Raw genomic sequence first — 16,090 nt, 5'->3', positions numbered from 1 at the left:
GAAACGATATGGTGCAAATAAGTAGTAACTTCCTCTTTACCGCATTTATTTTATATTTAATTGCAACTCTATTTTTCGGGGGAGCTATTAAAGAAAAGGGTCATAAATGGGCAAATATAGGAATAACGATTACAATTTTAGGGTTTATTGCACAGACAGTATATTTTGTTACAAGATGGATTGCATCAGGACATGCGCCGGTTAGTAACTTTTTTGAATTCGGTACATTTTTCGGCATGATGCTTGTCGGAGCATTTATTGTCATGTATTTTATGTATCGCGTAAGTATAATCGGACTCTTTGCATTACCAGTTGCACTTTTATTAATTGCCTATGCAAGTATGTTTCCGAGGGAAATATCGCCGCTTATTCCTTCTTTAAAAAGTAATTGGTTACATATTCACGTGACGACTGCAGCAGCAGGACAAGCAATTTTAGCAATTAGTTTTATTACGGGCGTTATGTATTTATTGAAAAATGTAGATCAATCAACGAGAAGTAAACGTACATTTTGGTTAGAAACGGTAGTGTTCACACTTGTTTGTACAGTTGGTTTTATTGGAGTGACAACGGTATTTTCTAGTATGAAATATGAAGCGAAGTTTCAATGGATTGATAAAAATGAACAACAAGTGGAAATGAAGTACAATCTTCCGGCTTTAGTAGGACCGCACGAAGGAAAGTTATTGACAGAAAATAAATTAGAACCGACAGTTGAAGTTCCAGCGATTGTAAATGCGAAAAAGTTAAATACTGTTATTTGGTCAGTGTTAGTTGGGACATTACTTTATATTGTATTAAGACTTGTTTTACGGAAACGGGTATCGGCAGCACTTCAGCCGTTAGTAAAGAATACAAATAGTGATTTACTGGATGAAATCGGATATCGTTCTATTGCAATTGGATTCCCAGTTTTCACATTAGGTGCATTAATTTTCGCCATGATTTGGGCACAAATAGCGTGGACGCGTTTTTGGGGCTGGGATCCAAAAGAGGTTTGGGCGCTTATTACTTGGCTCTTTTATGCGGCGGTATTACATTTACGCTTATCAAAAGGGTGGCACGGAGAGAAGTCAGCGTGGTTAGCGGTAATTGGTTTTGCAATCATTATGTTTAACTTTATTGTAGTAAACTTAATTATCGCGGGTTTACATTCATACGCATAGAGAAATAAAATAGGAGAGTGAATGTCACTTTCCTATTTTATTTTTGTCAACTTTTCTTCTTTTTTGAGAAAAACATGACAAAGTAGCGGTTGATTTTGTAAAATGATGTCGAGGACATTATATACTGTTCAAAAAAAATACATAGTTTTGGAAAAAAATTGAACAAAATTTAGTATTCTTGTGAAGCATAATATGGGAAGTGAAACATTTAGAAGATTGCTTAAATAAACGAGAATAGCGCAACATACTAGTGTAGAAGGGTAGGTGTAAACCGTTGTGGTAAAAGTACGCAACGGGTAGAAATGGAAAATGAATCAAGAATTTTAATTGTAGACGATGAGGATCGTATTCGTCGTTTGTTGAAAATGTATTTAGAAAGAGAACAATACACAATTGAAGAAGCGGACAATGGTGATACAGCTTTAGAAATGGCACTGCAAAATGATTACGATTTGATCCTACTAGATCTTATGATGCCTGGTAAAGATGGTATTGAAGTGTGTAAAGGGGTTCGTGAGAAGAAAGCGACGCCAATTATTATGTTGACAGCGAAGGGTGAAGAGGTAAATCGAGTACAGGGGTTTGAGGTAGGAACTGATGATTATATTGTGAAACCATTTAGCCCACGTGAAGTAGTACTTCGTGTGAAAGCGGTCTTACGCCGTTCAGTACCAACAACATTCTTTACACAAGATACAACGACAAAAGATGTTACTGTGTTCCCTCATTTAACAATTGATAATGATGCACACCGTGTTACAGCAGATGGTAATGAAGTAAACTTAACACCGAAAGAGTACGAATTACTATTATTCTTAGCGAAAGCGCCTGATAAAGTATTTGATCGTGAGCAATTGTTAAAAGAAGTATGGCAATATGAATTCTTCGGAGATTTACGTACAGTTGATACGCATGTAAAGCGTTTACGTGAGAAGTTAAGCAAAAAATCACCAGATGCTGCGAAGATGATTGTTACCGTTTGGGGCGTAGGTTACAAGTTTGAGGTTGTGAACGACTGATGCTTTGGAGAAGTGTAGTAGGGAAGTTATGGATGACCATATTACTTCTCGTTTCGTTTGTGCTTGGATTTGTTGCGATTTTACTTTCACAGTTTTTTAGAACGTATTATGTTGATATGAGTGAAGCAAGGCTTCAAAAGGTTGCAACAAGTGTTTCAGAGTTAATTGAAGAAGGTGCCGATGTAAAAACGATTGAGAATATCGCGTACAAATTCTCTGATCCCCTTTCAAGGATCATTATTGTAGAAGATGGTAAAGAAATATCTTCTTCGCCGAAACAAGAAGGATTAGTCACTCTTACAATGGATGATTTGAAAGAAGATAAAGAATTAGCGGCTGTTTTTACAGACAAAAAAGAAATTAAGAATAACATTAGAAAAGCCTCTAATAGTAGAAAGAATAAAAACACTGAAAATGATATTATGATTGTCGGAAAACCAGTGCAGTCAAAAAATCAAAGTGCAGTGTTCGTATACGAATCTTTAAAAGTTCCGATACAAGGTATGGAGAGAACGACTGATTTTATATTCTTATCAGCAGGGATTGCGATTATATTAACAACTTTCTTTGCATTCTTCTTATCTACTCGAATTACAGCACCGCTCCGTAAAATGCGTGAGGTTGCTTTTGAGGTGGCGCGTGGGAAGTTTGATGCGAAAGCTCCTATGGTATCTCAGGACGAGATTGGTGAGCTTGCAACGGCCTTAAATCAAATGGGGAAACAGTTGAAGTTTAATATGAATGCTCTGCAGCAAGAGAAAGAACAGCTAGCTAGTATTTTAAGTAGTATGGCAGATGGGGTTATTACGTTAAATCAAGAAGGTGAAGTCGTTGTAATCAATCCGCCGGCCGAACATTTCTTACAAGTTTGGCAAGAGGAAAAAGAAGTAGAGCTCAGTAAAAAGCTGCCTTCTGAACTTGTTGAATTATTCCATCTTGTTGTAGAAAGTGAACAACAACAAGTGGTTGAAATTAATTTACAAAAAGGGAACTATGTAGTTCTTATGACGCCGCTTTACAACCAAACGAAAATTCGTGGTGCTGTAGCTGTATTACGTGATATGACGGAAGAACGCCGTCTTGAGAAGATGCGTCAAGACTTTATTGCAAACGTATCACATGAACTTCGTACACCGATGGTAATGCTTCAAGGGTATAGTGAAGCGATTTTAGATGATATTGTGCAAACGAAAGAAGAAATTAATGAGTTTGTTCAAATCATTTATGATGAATCTGTTCGTTTAGGTAAACTTGTAAATGAACTATTAGATTTAGCGCGTATGGAAAGTGGTAATGTAGAGTTACATATAGGTGAAGTTGATATTCATCCTTTCGTTGAAAAAATAGGTCGTAAATTCCAAGGAATTGCAAAGGATAAAGAAGTCGCATTAACGGTTGATTTCCAGAATCCAATTGAACAATACCCGTTTGATGCAGATCGTATGGAACAAGTATTGACGAATTTAATTGACAACGCAATTCGTCATACGAATGCAGGCGGACATGTAACGCTTGTAATTGATACGAAAAATAATGGTCTTACTTTTGAAGTACGAGATTCGGGCGCTGGTATTCCAGAAGAAGATATTCCATTTTTATTTGATCGTTTCTACAAAGCTGATAAAGCAAGAACACGTGGAAAAAAAGGTGGAACAGGGCTCGGGCTTGCGATTGCAAAAAATATTGTGCAAGGCCATGATGGTAAAATTGCTGTTTCAAGTGTTGTTGGAGAGGGAACTACATTCTCTGTATATTTACCGAATCGTATAATTTAGATATACGTTTTTAAAGTTGATAATGAATAAAGTTCTACTGTTTTTTATTTTTTTGTAAAATCAATTAAATAAATAATAGTAGAACTTTTTTTCTATCTTAGTCGAATGAAGAATAGTAAGAGGGGTGTCGTGAAGCGATGAAATTATACACGAAAACAGGAGATAAAGGGACAACGAGTGTAATAGGCGGCAGAGTGGATAAAGATAATAGCCGAGTTGAAGCATATGGCACGATAGATGAGGCGAATTCTCATATTGGATATGCAATGACTAAGCTACAAGGCGGATCTTTTGGAGATATTTACAATGAACTTGAAAATATTCAACATGAACTATTTGATTGCGGGGGAGACTTGGCGATAGTAGAGGGGAAAACACCTCATAAAGTAACGATTGAAATGGTTGAAAGCTTAGAAAGAAGGATTGATTCGTATATAGAAGAAGCACCGCCGTTAGAGCGTTTTATTTTACCAGGTGGAAGCGAAGCTGCAGCTGCTATTCATATTGCGCGTACAGTTGTAAGGCGAGCAGAACGATGTGTAGTATCCTTGCAAAAAGAAGGGGAAATAAATGGAGTTGTTCTAAAGTATGTAAATAGATTATCTGATTATTTGTTTGCGGTAGCTAGAGTAATAAACGCTCGATTACAAGTAAAAGATGTGGAGTATAATCGCAGTGCAATCGTTTTCCGTGATAAAGAAGAGAAGGAAGTGGAGTGATTCACTTTCTTTTTTTGTATACTTTTTTCTGTAATATACCAAAATAGAGAAGGTATGGTGTTAATTAGAAAACGGAGGATGTATATGAAAGTGTTAAAATGTGGTGTCATGTTATTGACGGTATTGTTTTTATCTCAATTACATGTGTACGCAGAGGGAAATCGATGGACATGGCCTGTTGAAGGGCAGATAAGTGATTATTTTGGGACAAGGCATGGAAAACACTACGGTATAGATATAGCGGCACCGATTGGCACGCCTGTGGCAGCTATTCAAGAAGGTAAGGTAACGAAGTCTTATTATTCAAGTAGTTATGGAAACGTTGTATTTATTAAACATGGAGAATATGAGGCTGTGTATGCACACTTAAATAAGAGATATGTAGTTCAAGGGGATTATATTTCAAAAGGAGAAATAATTGGAGAAGTAGGAAATACAGGAGAATCGAGAGGTGCACACTTACATTTGGAAGTTCATCAAGGAAGATGGACGATGTCAAAAAAGAATGCGATGAATCCATTGCTTGTTTTACATGAACAGAGAAATGAAGTCGTTTCTTCATCGTTATATGTCGTGCAAAAAGGGGACACTTTAGTTAGTATTGCACGGAAATTTAGTATGTCAGTTAAGGAAGTTAAAGAAAAAAATGGACTGCAGCAAGATCGGATTTATCCAAATCAACAATTATACGTAAAGTAAAGAAGAGCTAGTTTAACTAGCTCTTCTTTTACCAAAAAATAAAGACACATATAAATCCAGAAATAGCTAAGTAGCTATATAAGTAAAATACTTTCGTTCTTGTTTTTTCGTTTGTCCGAAACAGTACAATTGTTGGTTCAATTAAACCGATTGTCAAACAAAGTAGACCAAGAAGCATACAACCAATTGAAATGGAGTACAGGGCAATTTGTGGTGCTTGAAATGGAATCATCCATTTTAATAAAAATGCAATAAGTGCAGTGTAGCAAATGCTGCCGATGTATTTATTCAACGGTGCATTAGAACGGAACCCTGGAAGTTTTTTTAAGAAAGAGCGGGAAACAACTTCAGTTTGTAAAGATGTATGCTCTTCAATTATTTTTTGAGCTTCTTTTCCTTTTTGGAAAAGGGATAATATCCAGTTTCGCTCCCCTTGAAAAATAAATTGTGAAGTTGTCAAGTAGTGATCAATCTTCACTTTATTCCAACTCTTCCACGGATGACGCTCGCATAATTTTAATTTACTCTCTGTTTTTTTATCATACTGATAAATACTGATGCCATCTTCATCGAAAGCAGCATAGTATGTCTCGCTTGAGAATGTGCCTAGATCAATTGGACAGTAGAAAAGTAATTCTTTTTTTAAGTAAAAGTATTCTTTTCTTAAGTTTTTTTTCATTGCTTCTCGAATAGAGTGTCTCTTTTCTTTCTTCATGACATTTCCTCCATAATCCAGAAAATGTTCTTATCTTAACAATTCAACATCTTATCACTTTTAACTATATATGACTAGTGGATTCATAGGAGAAATGCCTAATACTAAAAAATATGGGGTGTATTGTAAAATATAGCGATTGGTTTCAATTATATAAAATTAATAACTTATTTTTAATAAGTTACATTTTTTTTGTTCACAACACGATCATGTTGTTGTATAATGAAGTGGAAAATAGAATATCGGTCTATCTTCGGGGCAGGGTGAAAATCCCGACCGGCGGTGATGAACTATATTTGATTTTGTTCTAAGCCCGCGAGCCGTTAAGGCAGGATTTGGTGTGATTCCAAAGCCGACAGTACAGTCTGGATGGGAGAAGATGGAGGTTCAAGCGTTCAAAAAAGATAGGTATTTGAACGTCTGTTTGATGTGCCTTAAATTCTCCCTTTGTGTAAAACACAAAGGGTTTTTTCGTTCTATGAAAAAATAGGCATAGCAGAACCTTTCCACTTTCCATGAGATGATCGATGGAAAAGGAGAGAGAAAGATGAAACAAAAAAAAAGTGTAGTGCAGATGGTGAGTGTAGCGATGCTAAGTAGTATTGCGTATTTACTGATGATGTTGGATTTCCCATTTCCAGGGCTTCCGCCATTTTTAAAAATTGATTTTAGTGATGTGCCAGCTCTAATTGCTGCGATTATTTTCGGGCCAGTTGCAGGGATAATTGTAGAAGCGATAAAGAATATTTTACATTACGGGATTCAAGGGAGTTTAACGGGAGTACCAGTTGGAGAAATTGCTAACTTTATTGCAGGATGTTTATTTATTGGACCAGCAGCTTTCTTATTTAGGAAGTATCGTACTGTTAAGAGTTTAACGACAGGATTAATGCTAGGTACAATTACAATGGCGCTCATTATGAGTGTATTAAATTACATCATCATATTCCCAGCTTACACTTGGTTTTTAAATTCACCAGCTATGTCTAGCGAAGCGATAAAAACAACGGTTGTAACGGCCATCTTACCATTTAATTTGATTAAAGGAATTGTTGTGACAATTGTATTTGTAGCGTTATTCTCACGCCTGAAAGTATGGGTGTTTGCAAAAATGAAAAATGCATAAAATATAAAGTGAAACTTTAATCAGTGGGATTTTTGTTTAGCCCCCACTAATTATTAGCCCTTACCAATCGATCCTTTACGGGCAGCCCGTCCCTCATCTAACTTCTTTGCTTTCGTTGAATTTTGAGGTGGGGATCTTACTGCCTGGCAAATAGCGGGGGGGAATAAAACCATTAGTAGTATGGAACTACTAATGGTTTTTTATTAAGTAGAATGAAAAAAGAAAACAAAAAATATCCCTCATATTAATGAGGGATATTTTTTGAAGTTAATAAAAGACTATTCGAATTTTAAAGAGTCGCCGTCGAATGATTCGTCAGCAACTTTAATTGAGTCAGTTGGACAACCTTCGAATGCATCCATCATATCTTCAATTAATACATCTGGAATTTCAACGATACCTTGGTTATCGTCTAACGTTACAAATGCAATACCTTCATCATCATAATCATAAATGTCTGGTGCAGCAGCGCCGCAAGCACCACATGCGATACAAGTATCTTTATCAACGATTGTATATTTTGCCATCTTTTATCCCTCCTGATAATATGTATGTGAAAAGCTCGCCATAAAAATTATAATCTTATTGTAAAACGGTTTTTAAAACTTTTCAACATAAAATTATAATGATAATCCTTATCAATTAGAGTGTCAACTAATTTTTGTATTATGTCATAAGATTTTCAAAATACGTAAATGTTATTTCGTTTGGTACAATATACTATATACAAGTACATAGTGCCAATATGATAAGTTTAATAGCGCAATCATATTAAAAAGTAACTAAGTTAGATTGAAAGGTGGAAGCGGTAATGCAACTACAATATACTGTATTGTATTGTTTAAAACAATTGAATGGTGAAAGGACCGTTTCTTCTATTTATTATTTATTAAAAGGAAAACGATCTTCGCAAACGTTCCAAGATGGAAATATGTTCCGAATTTCTTTTTTGTTTGGAATATATAAATCGTTAAATAGAACAGACTATGATCGTGAAGTTGCAAAGTTGTTGCAAGCAGACTTGATTCAAGAAATACATGAAAATACATATTTGTTAACATCTAAAGGTAACATGCAGTTGCAAACATGGGAGGAAGTGTATGCTTTTCCCGCGCATTTACATGGTTTGCACTATGGAGAATTAGGTGAAACATTTTGGAAAAGGTTATCATTAATTATTCAAACTATATCTAATTTACAACAGAATAATACGAAGTTTATTCCCATTCAACAAGATACAGAAATAACGGTGTGGGTGAAACGCTTTTTAACAGGTATACCGTATAGGAGAAGTGAATTGGCTAAAAGATTATGGAAAGAAATACATAATCTTTTAGGAAAAGGTGATGTAGTAGAAGCGACAATTGTAACATATCGATTAACAGGATATGAACGTATCGGTTGTACATTGCAGCAATTAGCGGAAATTACGAAACAAGATATATTTCGGGTGTATTTTTTATTTTGGGGTACAATTCACTTCTTTATACAAGAAGTTCGCGATAAAGAAAATGAATTTCCGCTGTTAGCTGAAATTATATCTTACCCAAATGAGAGAGCTGAATTATTTAGTTTATCAACGAAAAAAACATATAATTTTTGGAGACAAGGACGTTCTTTAGAAGAAATAGCGACAATTAGAAATTTAAAGGTTGCAACGATAGAAGATCATTTTGTTGAAATTGCTTTACGGGAAAAAGAGTTTTCAATCGAGATGTTTATGGAAAAAGATAAAATAGATAAAGTAACAAAAGTAATTGAGGCATTACAAACACGTAAGTTGCGTGAGTTGAAACAAGCGGTTGGAGAGGGGATTTCTTATTTTGAGGTCCGTCTTGTATTGGCGCGGATGGAGGGTATAAATGAAGCTTGAGGAATATTTATATAGATGGTTTGGATATTCTGAATTTCGACCAGGGCAAAAAGGGGTAATTACAGATTTATTGGAAGGAAAAGATGTTATAGCGATGCTCCCGACTGGAAGAGGGAAGTCTATGTGCTATCAACTTCCAGGGCTAATGCAAGAAGGAACAGTACTTGTTGTATCACCGTTATTATCTTTGATGGAAGATCAGGTTACACAATTAAAATATGTTGTGAAAAACCGAGTAATAGCATTTAATAGTTTTCGGACATTACATGAAAAAAGAGAAGCGATGAAAAAATTAGCTTCATATAAATTTATTTTTGTTTCACCAGAGATGTTGCAGTCGGAAGTGCTAATAAGAGAATTGAAGAAAGTTCATATTTCATTATTTGTTGTGGATGAGGCTCATTGTATTTCACAATGGGGTTATGATTTTAGACCGGACTATAAAAAACTAAATGTGGTCATTGAGAATATCGGGTCTCCTACGGTGCTAGCATTAACGGCAACAGCGACGAAAGATGTGCTACGAGATATAGCGGATAGTTTAGATTTGAAGAAAGTGACGCAGCATGTATACTCTATTGATCGTCCAAATATTGCAATGGAAGTCCAATTTGTGGAGACGATAGAAGAGAAGAAAGAAGCGCTTTTGGACCAGGTGATGTATTTACAAGGGCCAGGGATTGTATATTGTTCAAGCAGAGCATGGACAGAGCGCTTAACGGAATATTTAAGAGGAAAAGGCGTGACTGGTGTCGCTTTTTATCATGGTGGTATGGAACATGAAGAGCGTATGTTAATTCAACAGCAGTTTATGAATGACCAGTTGCAGCTTGTAATATGTACAAGTGCTTTTGGTATGGGAGTAAATAAGTCGAATACGAGCTATATTATTCATTTCCATTATCCGACCAATATAGCTTCCTATTTACAAGAAATCGGAAGAGCTGGAAGAGATGGTGAACCGAGTATAGCTATCTTACTATGTAGTCCGTTAGATCACGATTTGCCAATTTCAATAATTGAAGATGAATTGCCAAGTCAGTCGCAAATACAATTTCTATTTTCTTTACTACAAGAAAGAATGTTTCAAACGAAAGAATTACCAATAGAAGAGGTAGAAGAAATTTGTTATAATGCAGCAAGATTTAATGAACAATATTGGCGTTTCATCCGCTATCATCTTGAGCAGCTTGGAATCATACAACAGCGAAAATTAAAATTAGAGAGCTTGTCAGATGAAATTATGAACAGATTAATAGCTGAAGTAGAAATAAGGCTGCGTAATAAATATAGTGAGCTAGAAAACATGAAATCATGGATACAAGTGAAAGGATGTAGACGTGAATATTTGCTGCAACAGTTCGGTTATAGAAAAGAGAACGAGTTAAAAAATTGCTGTGACTATTGTAGTATTACAAAAACAGATTATAAAAAAAGACAAGCGCAGCAATCGGATTTCGACTATAATTGGGAAACAGAGTTACAAAAGCTTTTCGGTCTAGAAAAGATGGGGGAATGATGAACATTCAAAGGCATAATATTGAAGATATGAGTCCGAAAGAAATAAGGTTGAATCTGTATATCACACAGTTCATTATTATCGGTATCGGTTGTTTACTAGCATATATATTATTCCGAGATATAAAATCGGTGTATAGTCTGTGGAAATGGGAACCGGTGTCTATACTTATAATAGGCGGCTTATTAGCAATTGGTATTGTGTTATTAGATTATGTTGCAATGCGAGTATTTCCAGAGTCTTGGTTTGATGATGGGGGTATTAACGATAGGATGTTTCAAGGAATGTCAGTTATGCATCTACTCGTTATTACGTTCATTATCGGTTTTGCAGAAGAATTTCTATTTAGAGGTGTAGTGCAGACGCACTTTGGAATTGTAATAGCGAGTTTAGTATTTGCAGTGTTACATATTCGGTATATAAAAAAGCCATTTTTATTTTGTTTCGTATGTTTCATTAGTTTTGTCTTCGGTTATGTATTTGAATGGACAGGAAATTTGTTTATAACAATCTTTGCACACTTTCTTGTTGATTTTATAATGGGACTCCAATTAAGAAAATAAATGGAAGGTGGTGGTGAACAACATGAGAAAACGAATTCCTGATTTTGAAGAGGAATTAGAAGTTGAGCGAGTGGAAGAAAAAGAAAGTTTACCGCCGCGTAGTGAAATTCATAGAAATAAAGAGAAAAAAGAAAAGTTTAAAATGAATCATATTTTCGTCCGAGTTTTAACATTTCTATTCATATTACTACCAATTAGTATCTTATGGTATACAGATAAATATATTCAGGTGAAAAGTGATGGTAATAACGCTGGGAAAAGTGCGTTTGAGGTCATTTTCTTTGATTCAGCTAAATCTGAATCAGGGGCACCATCTGAGAAAGTAGTAACGCATACGGTGAAAGAGGGAGAAACTTTAGAAAGTATAGCGAAGCAATATTTTTCAGATGAAACTGGGATCGAAGTGATTAAAAAGTATAATGATTTACAAGAGGATGAAGTGAATGTAGGTCAAGAAATAAAAATTCCGATAAAAGATAAGTCCGCAAAGCAGGAGAGCTAGAACATACTTGCTATAAAAACTGAGGATTATCTTTATGAGGAAGGGAGTAAAAAATATATGATATGGATTATCTTATTAAGTACTCTCATATGTATTGGTATTATATTTCTTCTTGTAATGTATACAGAAGCGATGCGTAATACTGTGTTAGAACATACTTTAATATTTGAAGAATTTCCGAAAAGTTTTCAAAAAGTAAAGGTGTTTTTTATTTCTGATATTCATAGAAGGGTCATTTCAAGTTCATTAATTGAACAAGTAAAAGGAAATGTAGACCTTGTAATTATTGGCGGTGATTTAGCGGAAAGAGGCGTCCCTTTATCGAAAATCTCTGCAAATATACAAAAGTTAAGAGTTATAGCTCCTGTATATTTTGTATGGGGAAATAATGATTATGAGATTGAATATCATGAATTAGATGCTTTGTTATTAGAAAATAATGTGAAAGTTTTAGATAATACAAGAGTTGTATTTGAGTCTGAACTAGGAGAAAAAATTTGTTTACTCGGTGTAGATGATGTTGGTTTGAAACGTGATCGTTTAGATTTAGCGTTGGCTGATTGCAAAGAAGATGGTTTTCGCATATTAATTAGTCATAACCCTGATATAATAAATAAAATGTCTGGAAAAGAACAAATTTCACTTGTGTTAAGTGGACATACACATGGAGGACAGATTCGATTATTCCCATCTAAAAAATATTTAAAAGGTGGCGTATATAAGCATTCAAATATGACTCTTTTTGTTAGTAATGGGTATGGAACAACGTTGATCCCACTTCGCTTCCGAGCACCTGCTCAAACACATATTATCACGTTATGCGGAGGGAAATGATGCCAACTCTAAACGGGAAATATAACATAAAAGCTGTTTCGAATATAATTGGAATTCAGCCGAGTACTCTTCGTGCATGGGAGAGACGATATCAAATTATTGCTCCAAAGCGGAATCATGCGGGGCATCGATTATATACAGAAGAGCATATTCAAATTTTGAAATGGTTAATGGACAAGGTTTCTTCCGGCATGATGATTGGACAAGCAGTTCAATTATTAGAAGGGAATCGTTTGCAGCGTAATGTTCAAAAAGAAATACATTACGATAGAGAAGTTGTTTTAGTGGACGATTTACTACAAGCTTTGTTAAAATTTGATGAAATTACAACTTCTGCATTGTTAAACGAGGCTTTTAGTATTTATGCAACAGAAAAAGTTATAGCAAGTATTGTTCTTCAAGTGTCAAATAAATTGTTAACGCTAAAAAATAATAATGAAGTTACATTGGTGCAATTCCAATATGTCGTATCATTTTTACAAACTCGTCTAGGAATGGTGTATCATAATGCATCATCATTTTCTTCTATACACAAAGTTGTTGTGTTAGAAAATAATATGTTGAAAGGGTTTGTTTTCTCAACGTATTTACGCTTAAAAGGATATGAAGTGATATATATTAGGTCAAGCTTAGCGGAAGATGGCATTTTGTTAGCTGTTGAGCAAATACAACCTACATATGTAGTAGTCTCTTTTGATGAGGAACAAGAACTTAAGAACGCGATGAACGACATGAATTTGTTGCAAGAAAAAAGTGAGAAACTTTCTGTTGGGTTTATAGGAGAAATAGGTGCTCGAGATCAGTTGAACATTCAAACATGCCTAATTGGTGATACGAAAGAAGAATGGGATGATTGGTTAAAAATGTTAGAATAGTTGTTCGAAAAGAACCATCTATTTTCTATTTCATATAATAAAAATTATATTCATTGGTTACGTAGGGAGGGTATGAGATGAGGCTGGAACGATTAAATTACAATAAGATAAAAATTTTCTTAACATTTGATGATTTATCTGAACGAGGATTAACGAAAGAAGATTTGTGGAGAAATGCACCGAAAGTACAGCAATTATTTCGTGATATGATGCAAGAAGCAAATAAGGAACTAGGGTTTGAAGCGGATGGTCCGATTGCAGTTGAAGTATTTTCTCTACAAGCGCAAGGAATGGTCGTAATTGTAACGAAAGAACATCAAGATGTGGATACAGATGATGAGTTCCGTGACGAGTTTATTGAAATGCAAGTGACTCTAGATGAAAGTGAGCATATACTTTATGAGTTTGCTACACTAGATGACGTAATTAACCTGTCGAATCGTTTATATAACCTTGATGTAACTGGCGGAAAACTATATACGTGGGATGGGCGTTACTATCTTTGGATGGAAGAAGAGGAGCAAGTTCAATTACTGAAGGCAGATTTTATAGCTATTTTAGCGGAATATGGTAATCCGTCTACAGCAACTATTTATCGTCTAATGGAGTATGGTAAAGAATTAATGGCTTCTCAAGCAATTGAACAAATACACAATTACTTTGTGAAAAAACAAAACCTTAGCTAATATAACAGAGCTAAGGTTTTGTTTTTTATTTGGAAAAACCTAAAATGTTGGTCTGAAAATGTCAAAACGATTAATGGTATAGCGGGAATCATAAATACTTAAGCATTCTTTATTTTATTTAAATGTATCTTTTTAAGGTGTTGTATTTAAGTGAAATAAAAAATATTTAAATATTTAAGTATTTTACTTTTCTAAAAGTAATAAAAGGACTATAATGATAGTGAAAACGCTTGCAACAGAAAAAAGTTTGTATATATTTGTTAGCGTTTTCTATTGCATTCCAAATTTAACGGTGTATACTAGGCAATGAAGGTTTACTAAACAAGTGAAATTACAGGGGGTTTACTTACTATGGTAGCCGAAAAGGGAACTCAAACAAAAACACAACAACAAAGGGAACAACATTTTGAACTATTGAATTCGACACAAATTGTTATTAGTGAAGCATTAGAAAAATTGGGTTATCCAAACGAAGTATATGAATTATTAAAAGAACCAATTCGTATGATGACAGTGAAAATACCAGTTCGTATGGATGACGGGACTGTTAAAATATTTACAGGATATCGTGCACAACATAATGATGCTGTTGGTCCAACGAAAGGTGGAATTCGCTTCCATCCGAATGTAACAGAAAATGAAGTGAAAGCACTTTCAATCTGGATGAGTTTAAAATGTGGTATTGTTGATTTACCATACGGTGGAGGTAAAGGTGGAATTATCTGTGACCCACGTGAAATGTCATTCCGTGAGTTAGAAAGATTAAGCCGCGGTTATGTACGAGCAATTAGCCAAATCGTAGGACCGACGAAAGATATTCCAGCTCCAGATGTATTCACAAACTCTCAAATCATGGCATGGATGATGGATGAATATAGCCGTATTGATGAATTTAATTCACCAGGATTTATTACAGGTAAGCCACTTGTATTAGGTGGATCACATGGACGTGAAACAGCAACAGCGAAAGGTGTAACAATTTGTATTCGCGAAGCTGCAAAAAAACGCGACATTGATATTAAAGGTGCACGCGTTGTTGTTCAAGGATTCGGTAATGCTGGTAGCTTCTTAGCTAAATTTATGCATGATGCAGGCGCGAAAGTTATTGCAATCTCGGATGCTTACGGTGCATTGCATGATCCAAACGGATTAGATATTGATTATTTATTAGACCGTCGTGATAGCTTCGGTACAGTGACCAAACTATTTAATAATACAATTTCAAATAAAGAATTGTTAGAACTTGATTGCGATATTTTAGTTCCAGCTGCAATTGAGAACCAAATTACAGAAGAAAATGCTAATAATATTAAAGCAAAAATCGTTGTTGAAGCTGCAAATGGTCCAACAACATTAGAAGCAACTAAAATTTTAACAGATCGCGGAATTTTACTTGTTCCAGACGTATTAGCAAGTGCTGGTGGGGTAACAGTATCTTACTTTGAGTGGGTACAAAATAACCAAGGTTACTACTGGACTGAAGAAGAAGTAGAACAACGTTTAGAAAAAGTGATGGTAAGATCATTTGATTCTATTTATGAAACAGCACAAGTTCGTAAAGTGAATATGCGCTTAGCTGCGTATATGGTCGGTGTTCGTAAAATGGCTGAAGCAAGTCGCTTCAGAGGTTGGGTATAATATTATATCGTGAGAAAACGTGATTCCTTTCGAGGGAATCACGTTTTTTTGTTGAAGTATTAGTGTGAGGTGTTGTATATGGAAAATGAAATGATGGAACGAGTAGAACAATTAGAAGAAAAGGTTAAGAGGTTAGAGGGAGAACTCTCAAGAACGATGAAAGCCCGAAAAACAAGTAACGTTCGGATGTTCGGAGAAGGACTACTGTTTTTAATATTTGGTGCAGTTGTAGTAGGGCCGATTATCGCTTTTGTAATCTCAATTCTTACTTGGATTGTTGAAAAATAAAATAAAAATAAAAAAGAACGCTTGTTCTGCACGAACAAACGTGCTATACTTTCCTTAGATAAACAAAACGGAAATGATTTTAAGGAGAGATAA

17 protein-coding genes and 1 riboswitch are annotated in these 16,090 nt (G+C 35.0%); of the genes, 15 read left to right on the top strand and 2 right to left on the bottom strand.

Features of this window, described 5'->3' with window-relative positions; genetic code table 11:
• Positions 1 to 8 precede the first annotated feature (8 nt).
• The 5 genes from resC to KVT31_RS08795 all read left to right on the top strand — a co-directional run bounded on the left by resC (position 9) and on the right by KVT31_RS08795 (position 5,378).
• Positions 9 to 1,166, top strand: a complete 1,158-nt coding sequence (resC, locus tag KVT31_RS08815) for a cytochrome c biogenesis protein ResC (protein WP_088095753.1) — start codon at positions 9 to 11, stop codon at positions 1,164 to 1,166.
• 302 nt (positions 1,167 to 1,468) lie between these two features.
• On the top strand, positions 1,469 to 2,185 hold the full coding sequence (resD, locus tag KVT31_RS08810) for a DNA-binding response regulator ResD (RefSeq protein ID WP_000426862.1): 717 nt from the start codon (positions 1,469 to 1,471) through the stop codon (positions 2,183 to 2,185).
• Positions 2,185 to 3,960 (top strand): sensor histidine kinase ResE, encoded by a 1,776-nt coding sequence (resE, locus tag KVT31_RS08805; RefSeq protein WP_088095754.1) that lies wholly within the window; start codon positions 2,185 to 2,187, stop codon positions 3,958 to 3,960. The genes resD and resE overlap by 1 nt, the downstream gene beginning before the upstream one ends.
• 137 nt (positions 3,961 to 4,097) lie before the next feature.
• Positions 4,098 to 4,679, top strand: coding sequence for a cob(I)yrinic acid a,c-diamide adenosyltransferase (locus KVT31_RS08800; protein ID WP_088095755.1), 582 nt, complete (start codon positions 4,098 to 4,100; stop codon positions 4,677 to 4,679).
• An 84-nt stretch (positions 4,680 to 4,763) separates the two neighbouring features.
• Entirely contained in the window at positions 4,764 to 5,378 is a 615-nt protein-coding gene (locus KVT31_RS08795; RefSeq protein WP_088095756.1) for a peptidoglycan DD-metalloendopeptidase family protein, read from the top strand.
• A gap of 28 nt (positions 5,379 to 5,406) precedes the next feature.
• Here the strand turns inward: KVT31_RS08795 and KVT31_RS08790 are convergent, their stop codons facing one another.
• Entirely contained in the window at positions 5,407 to 6,093 is a 687-nt protein-coding gene (locus KVT31_RS08790; RefSeq protein WP_088095757.1) for a hypothetical protein, read from the bottom strand.
• A 245-nt stretch (positions 6,094 to 6,338) separates the two neighbouring features.
• A riboswitch (FMN riboswitch) is annotated at positions 6,339 to 6,478 on the top strand.
• 162 nt (positions 6,479 to 6,640) lie between these two features.
• Here KVT31_RS08790 and KVT31_RS08785 point away from each other — a divergent pair.
• Positions 6,641 to 7,219: an ECF transporter S component gene (locus KVT31_RS08785; RefSeq protein WP_088095758.1), complete on the top strand. Its 579-nt coding sequence runs from the start codon at positions 6,641 to 6,643 to the stop codon at positions 7,217 to 7,219.
• Positions 7,220 to 7,497: 278 nt separating this feature from the next.
• Here the strand turns inward: KVT31_RS08785 and KVT31_RS08780 are convergent, their stop codons facing one another.
• Positions 7,498 to 7,746 carry a ferredoxin gene (locus KVT31_RS08780; RefSeq protein ID WP_001151994.1) on the bottom strand — a complete coding sequence of 83 codons (249 nt, stop codon included), beginning with the start codon at positions 7,744 to 7,746 and terminating at the stop codon, positions 7,498 to 7,500.
• A 284-nt stretch (positions 7,747 to 8,030) separates the two neighbouring features.
• Between KVT31_RS08780 and KVT31_RS08775 the strand changes: the two genes are divergently transcribed.
• The 9 genes from KVT31_RS08775 (at position 8,031) to KVT31_RS08735 (ending at position 15,997) form a co-directional block, all read left to right on the top strand.
• A complete protein-coding gene (locus KVT31_RS08775; protein WP_088095759.1) occupies positions 8,031 to 9,092 on the top strand; it encodes a YpbB family protein in 1,062 nt (353 codons plus the stop codon).
• Complete coding sequence (locus tag KVT31_RS08770; protein ID WP_088095760.1) at positions 9,082 to 10,611, top strand: RecQ family ATP-dependent DNA helicase; 1,530 nt, start codon at positions 9,082 to 9,084, stop codon at positions 10,609 to 10,611. The genes KVT31_RS08775 and KVT31_RS08770 overlap by 11 nt, the downstream gene beginning before the upstream one ends.
• Positions 10,611 to 11,174: a CPBP family intramembrane glutamic endopeptidase gene (locus KVT31_RS08765; RefSeq protein ID WP_061677819.1), complete on the top strand. Its 564-nt coding sequence runs from the start codon at positions 10,611 to 10,613 to the stop codon at positions 11,172 to 11,174. The genes KVT31_RS08770 and KVT31_RS08765 overlap by 1 nt, the downstream gene beginning before the upstream one ends.
• Before the next feature lie 22 nt (positions 11,175 to 11,196).
• The gene (locus KVT31_RS08760) at positions 11,197 to 11,676 is read left to right on the top strand and encodes a LysM peptidoglycan-binding domain-containing protein (RefSeq protein ID WP_088095761.1); all 480 of its coding nucleotides are present in this window, start codon (positions 11,197 to 11,199) and stop codon (positions 11,674 to 11,676) included.
• Between the two features lie 57 nt (positions 11,677 to 11,733).
• Positions 11,734 to 12,510: a metallophosphoesterase gene (locus KVT31_RS08755; RefSeq protein WP_088095762.1), complete on the top strand. Its 777-nt coding sequence runs from the start codon at positions 11,734 to 11,736 to the stop codon at positions 12,508 to 12,510.
• Complete coding sequence (locus KVT31_RS08750) at positions 12,510 to 13,385, top strand: MerR family transcriptional regulator (protein WP_140392404.1); 876 nt, start codon at positions 12,510 to 12,512, stop codon at positions 13,383 to 13,385. Before KVT31_RS08755 ends, KVT31_RS08750 begins: the two co-directional genes overlap by 1 nt.
• Before the next feature lie 77 nt (positions 13,386 to 13,462).
• Positions 13,463 to 14,071, top strand: coding sequence for a genetic competence negative regulator (locus tag KVT31_RS08745; RefSeq protein WP_088095764.1), 609 nt, complete (start codon positions 13,463 to 13,465; stop codon positions 14,069 to 14,071).
• Positions 14,072 to 14,422: 351 nt separating this feature from the next.
• Positions 14,423 to 15,709, top strand: coding sequence for an NAD-specific glutamate dehydrogenase (gudB, locus tag KVT31_RS08740; protein WP_000225171.1), 1,287 nt, complete (start codon positions 14,423 to 14,425; stop codon positions 15,707 to 15,709).
• A 78-nt stretch (positions 15,710 to 15,787) separates the two neighbouring features.
• Positions 15,788 to 15,997, top strand: coding sequence for a hypothetical protein (locus tag KVT31_RS08735; protein WP_000426773.1), 210 nt, complete (start codon positions 15,788 to 15,790; stop codon positions 15,995 to 15,997).
• Positions 15,998 to 16,090: the final 93 nt, after the last annotated feature.

It is taken from the genome of Bacillus sp. GbtcB14 (assembly GCF_019091205.1).
GTDB lineage: Bacteria > Bacillota > Bacilli > Bacillales > Bacillaceae_G > Bacillus_A > Bacillus_A cereus_AG.
This window is presented reverse-complemented; position numbering and strand designations above follow the sequence as displayed.

What these genes read in the sequence shown, in the direction of transcription:
- KVT31_RS08790 (WP_088095757.1), bottom strand. Translation starts at nt 6,093, where the DNA reads ATGAAGAAAGAAAAGAGACACTCTATTCGAGAAGCAATGAAAAAAAAC.
- resC (WP_088095753.1), top strand. Translation starts at nt 9, where the DNA reads ATGGTGCAAATAAGTAGTAACTTCCTCTTTACCGCATTTATTTTATAT.
- KVT31_RS08775 (WP_088095759.1), top strand. Translation starts at nt 8,031, where the DNA reads ATGCAACTACAATATACTGTATTGTATTGTTTAAAACAATTGAATGGT.
- gudB (WP_000225171.1), top strand. Translation starts at nt 14,423, where the DNA reads ATGGTAGCCGAAAAGGGAACTCAAACAAAAACACAACAACAAAGGGAA.
- KVT31_RS08735 (WP_000426773.1), top strand. Translation starts at nt 15,788, where the DNA reads ATGGAAAATGAAATGATGGAACGAGTAGAACAATTAGAAGAAAAGGTT.
- KVT31_RS08785 (WP_088095758.1), top strand. Translation starts at nt 6,641, where the DNA reads ATGAAACAAAAAAAAAGTGTAGTGCAGATGGTGAGTGTAGCGATGCTA.
- KVT31_RS08800 (WP_088095755.1), top strand. Translation starts at nt 4,098, where the DNA reads ATGAAATTATACACGAAAACAGGAGATAAAGGGACAACGAGTGTAATA.
- KVT31_RS08780 (WP_001151994.1), bottom strand. Translation starts at nt 7,746, where the DNA reads ATGGCAAAATATACAATCGTTGATAAAGATACTTGTATCGCATGTGGT.
- resD (WP_000426862.1), top strand. Translation starts at nt 1,469, where the DNA reads ATGGAAAATGAATCAAGAATTTTAATTGTAGACGATGAGGATCGTATT.
- KVT31_RS08760 (WP_088095761.1), top strand. Translation starts at nt 11,197, where the DNA reads ATGAGAAAACGAATTCCTGATTTTGAAGAGGAATTAGAAGTTGAGCGA.
- KVT31_RS08765 (WP_061677819.1), top strand. Translation starts at nt 10,611, where the DNA reads ATGAACATTCAAAGGCATAATATTGAAGATATGAGTCCGAAAGAAATA.
- KVT31_RS08750 (WP_140392404.1), top strand. Translation starts at nt 12,510, where the DNA reads ATGCCAACTCTAAACGGGAAATATAACATAAAAGCTGTTTCGAATATA.
- KVT31_RS08745 (WP_088095764.1), top strand. Translation starts at nt 13,463, where the DNA reads ATGAGGCTGGAACGATTAAATTACAATAAGATAAAAATTTTCTTAACA.
- KVT31_RS08795 (WP_088095756.1), top strand. Translation starts at nt 4,764, where the DNA reads ATGAAAGTGTTAAAATGTGGTGTCATGTTATTGACGGTATTGTTTTTA.
- KVT31_RS08770 (WP_088095760.1), top strand. Translation starts at nt 9,082, where the DNA reads ATGAAGCTTGAGGAATATTTATATAGATGGTTTGGATATTCTGAATTT.
- KVT31_RS08755 (WP_088095762.1), top strand. Translation starts at nt 11,734, where the DNA reads ATGATATGGATTATCTTATTAAGTACTCTCATATGTATTGGTATTATA.
- resE (WP_088095754.1), top strand. Translation starts at nt 2,185, where the DNA reads ATGCTTTGGAGAAGTGTAGTAGGGAAGTTATGGATGACCATATTACTT.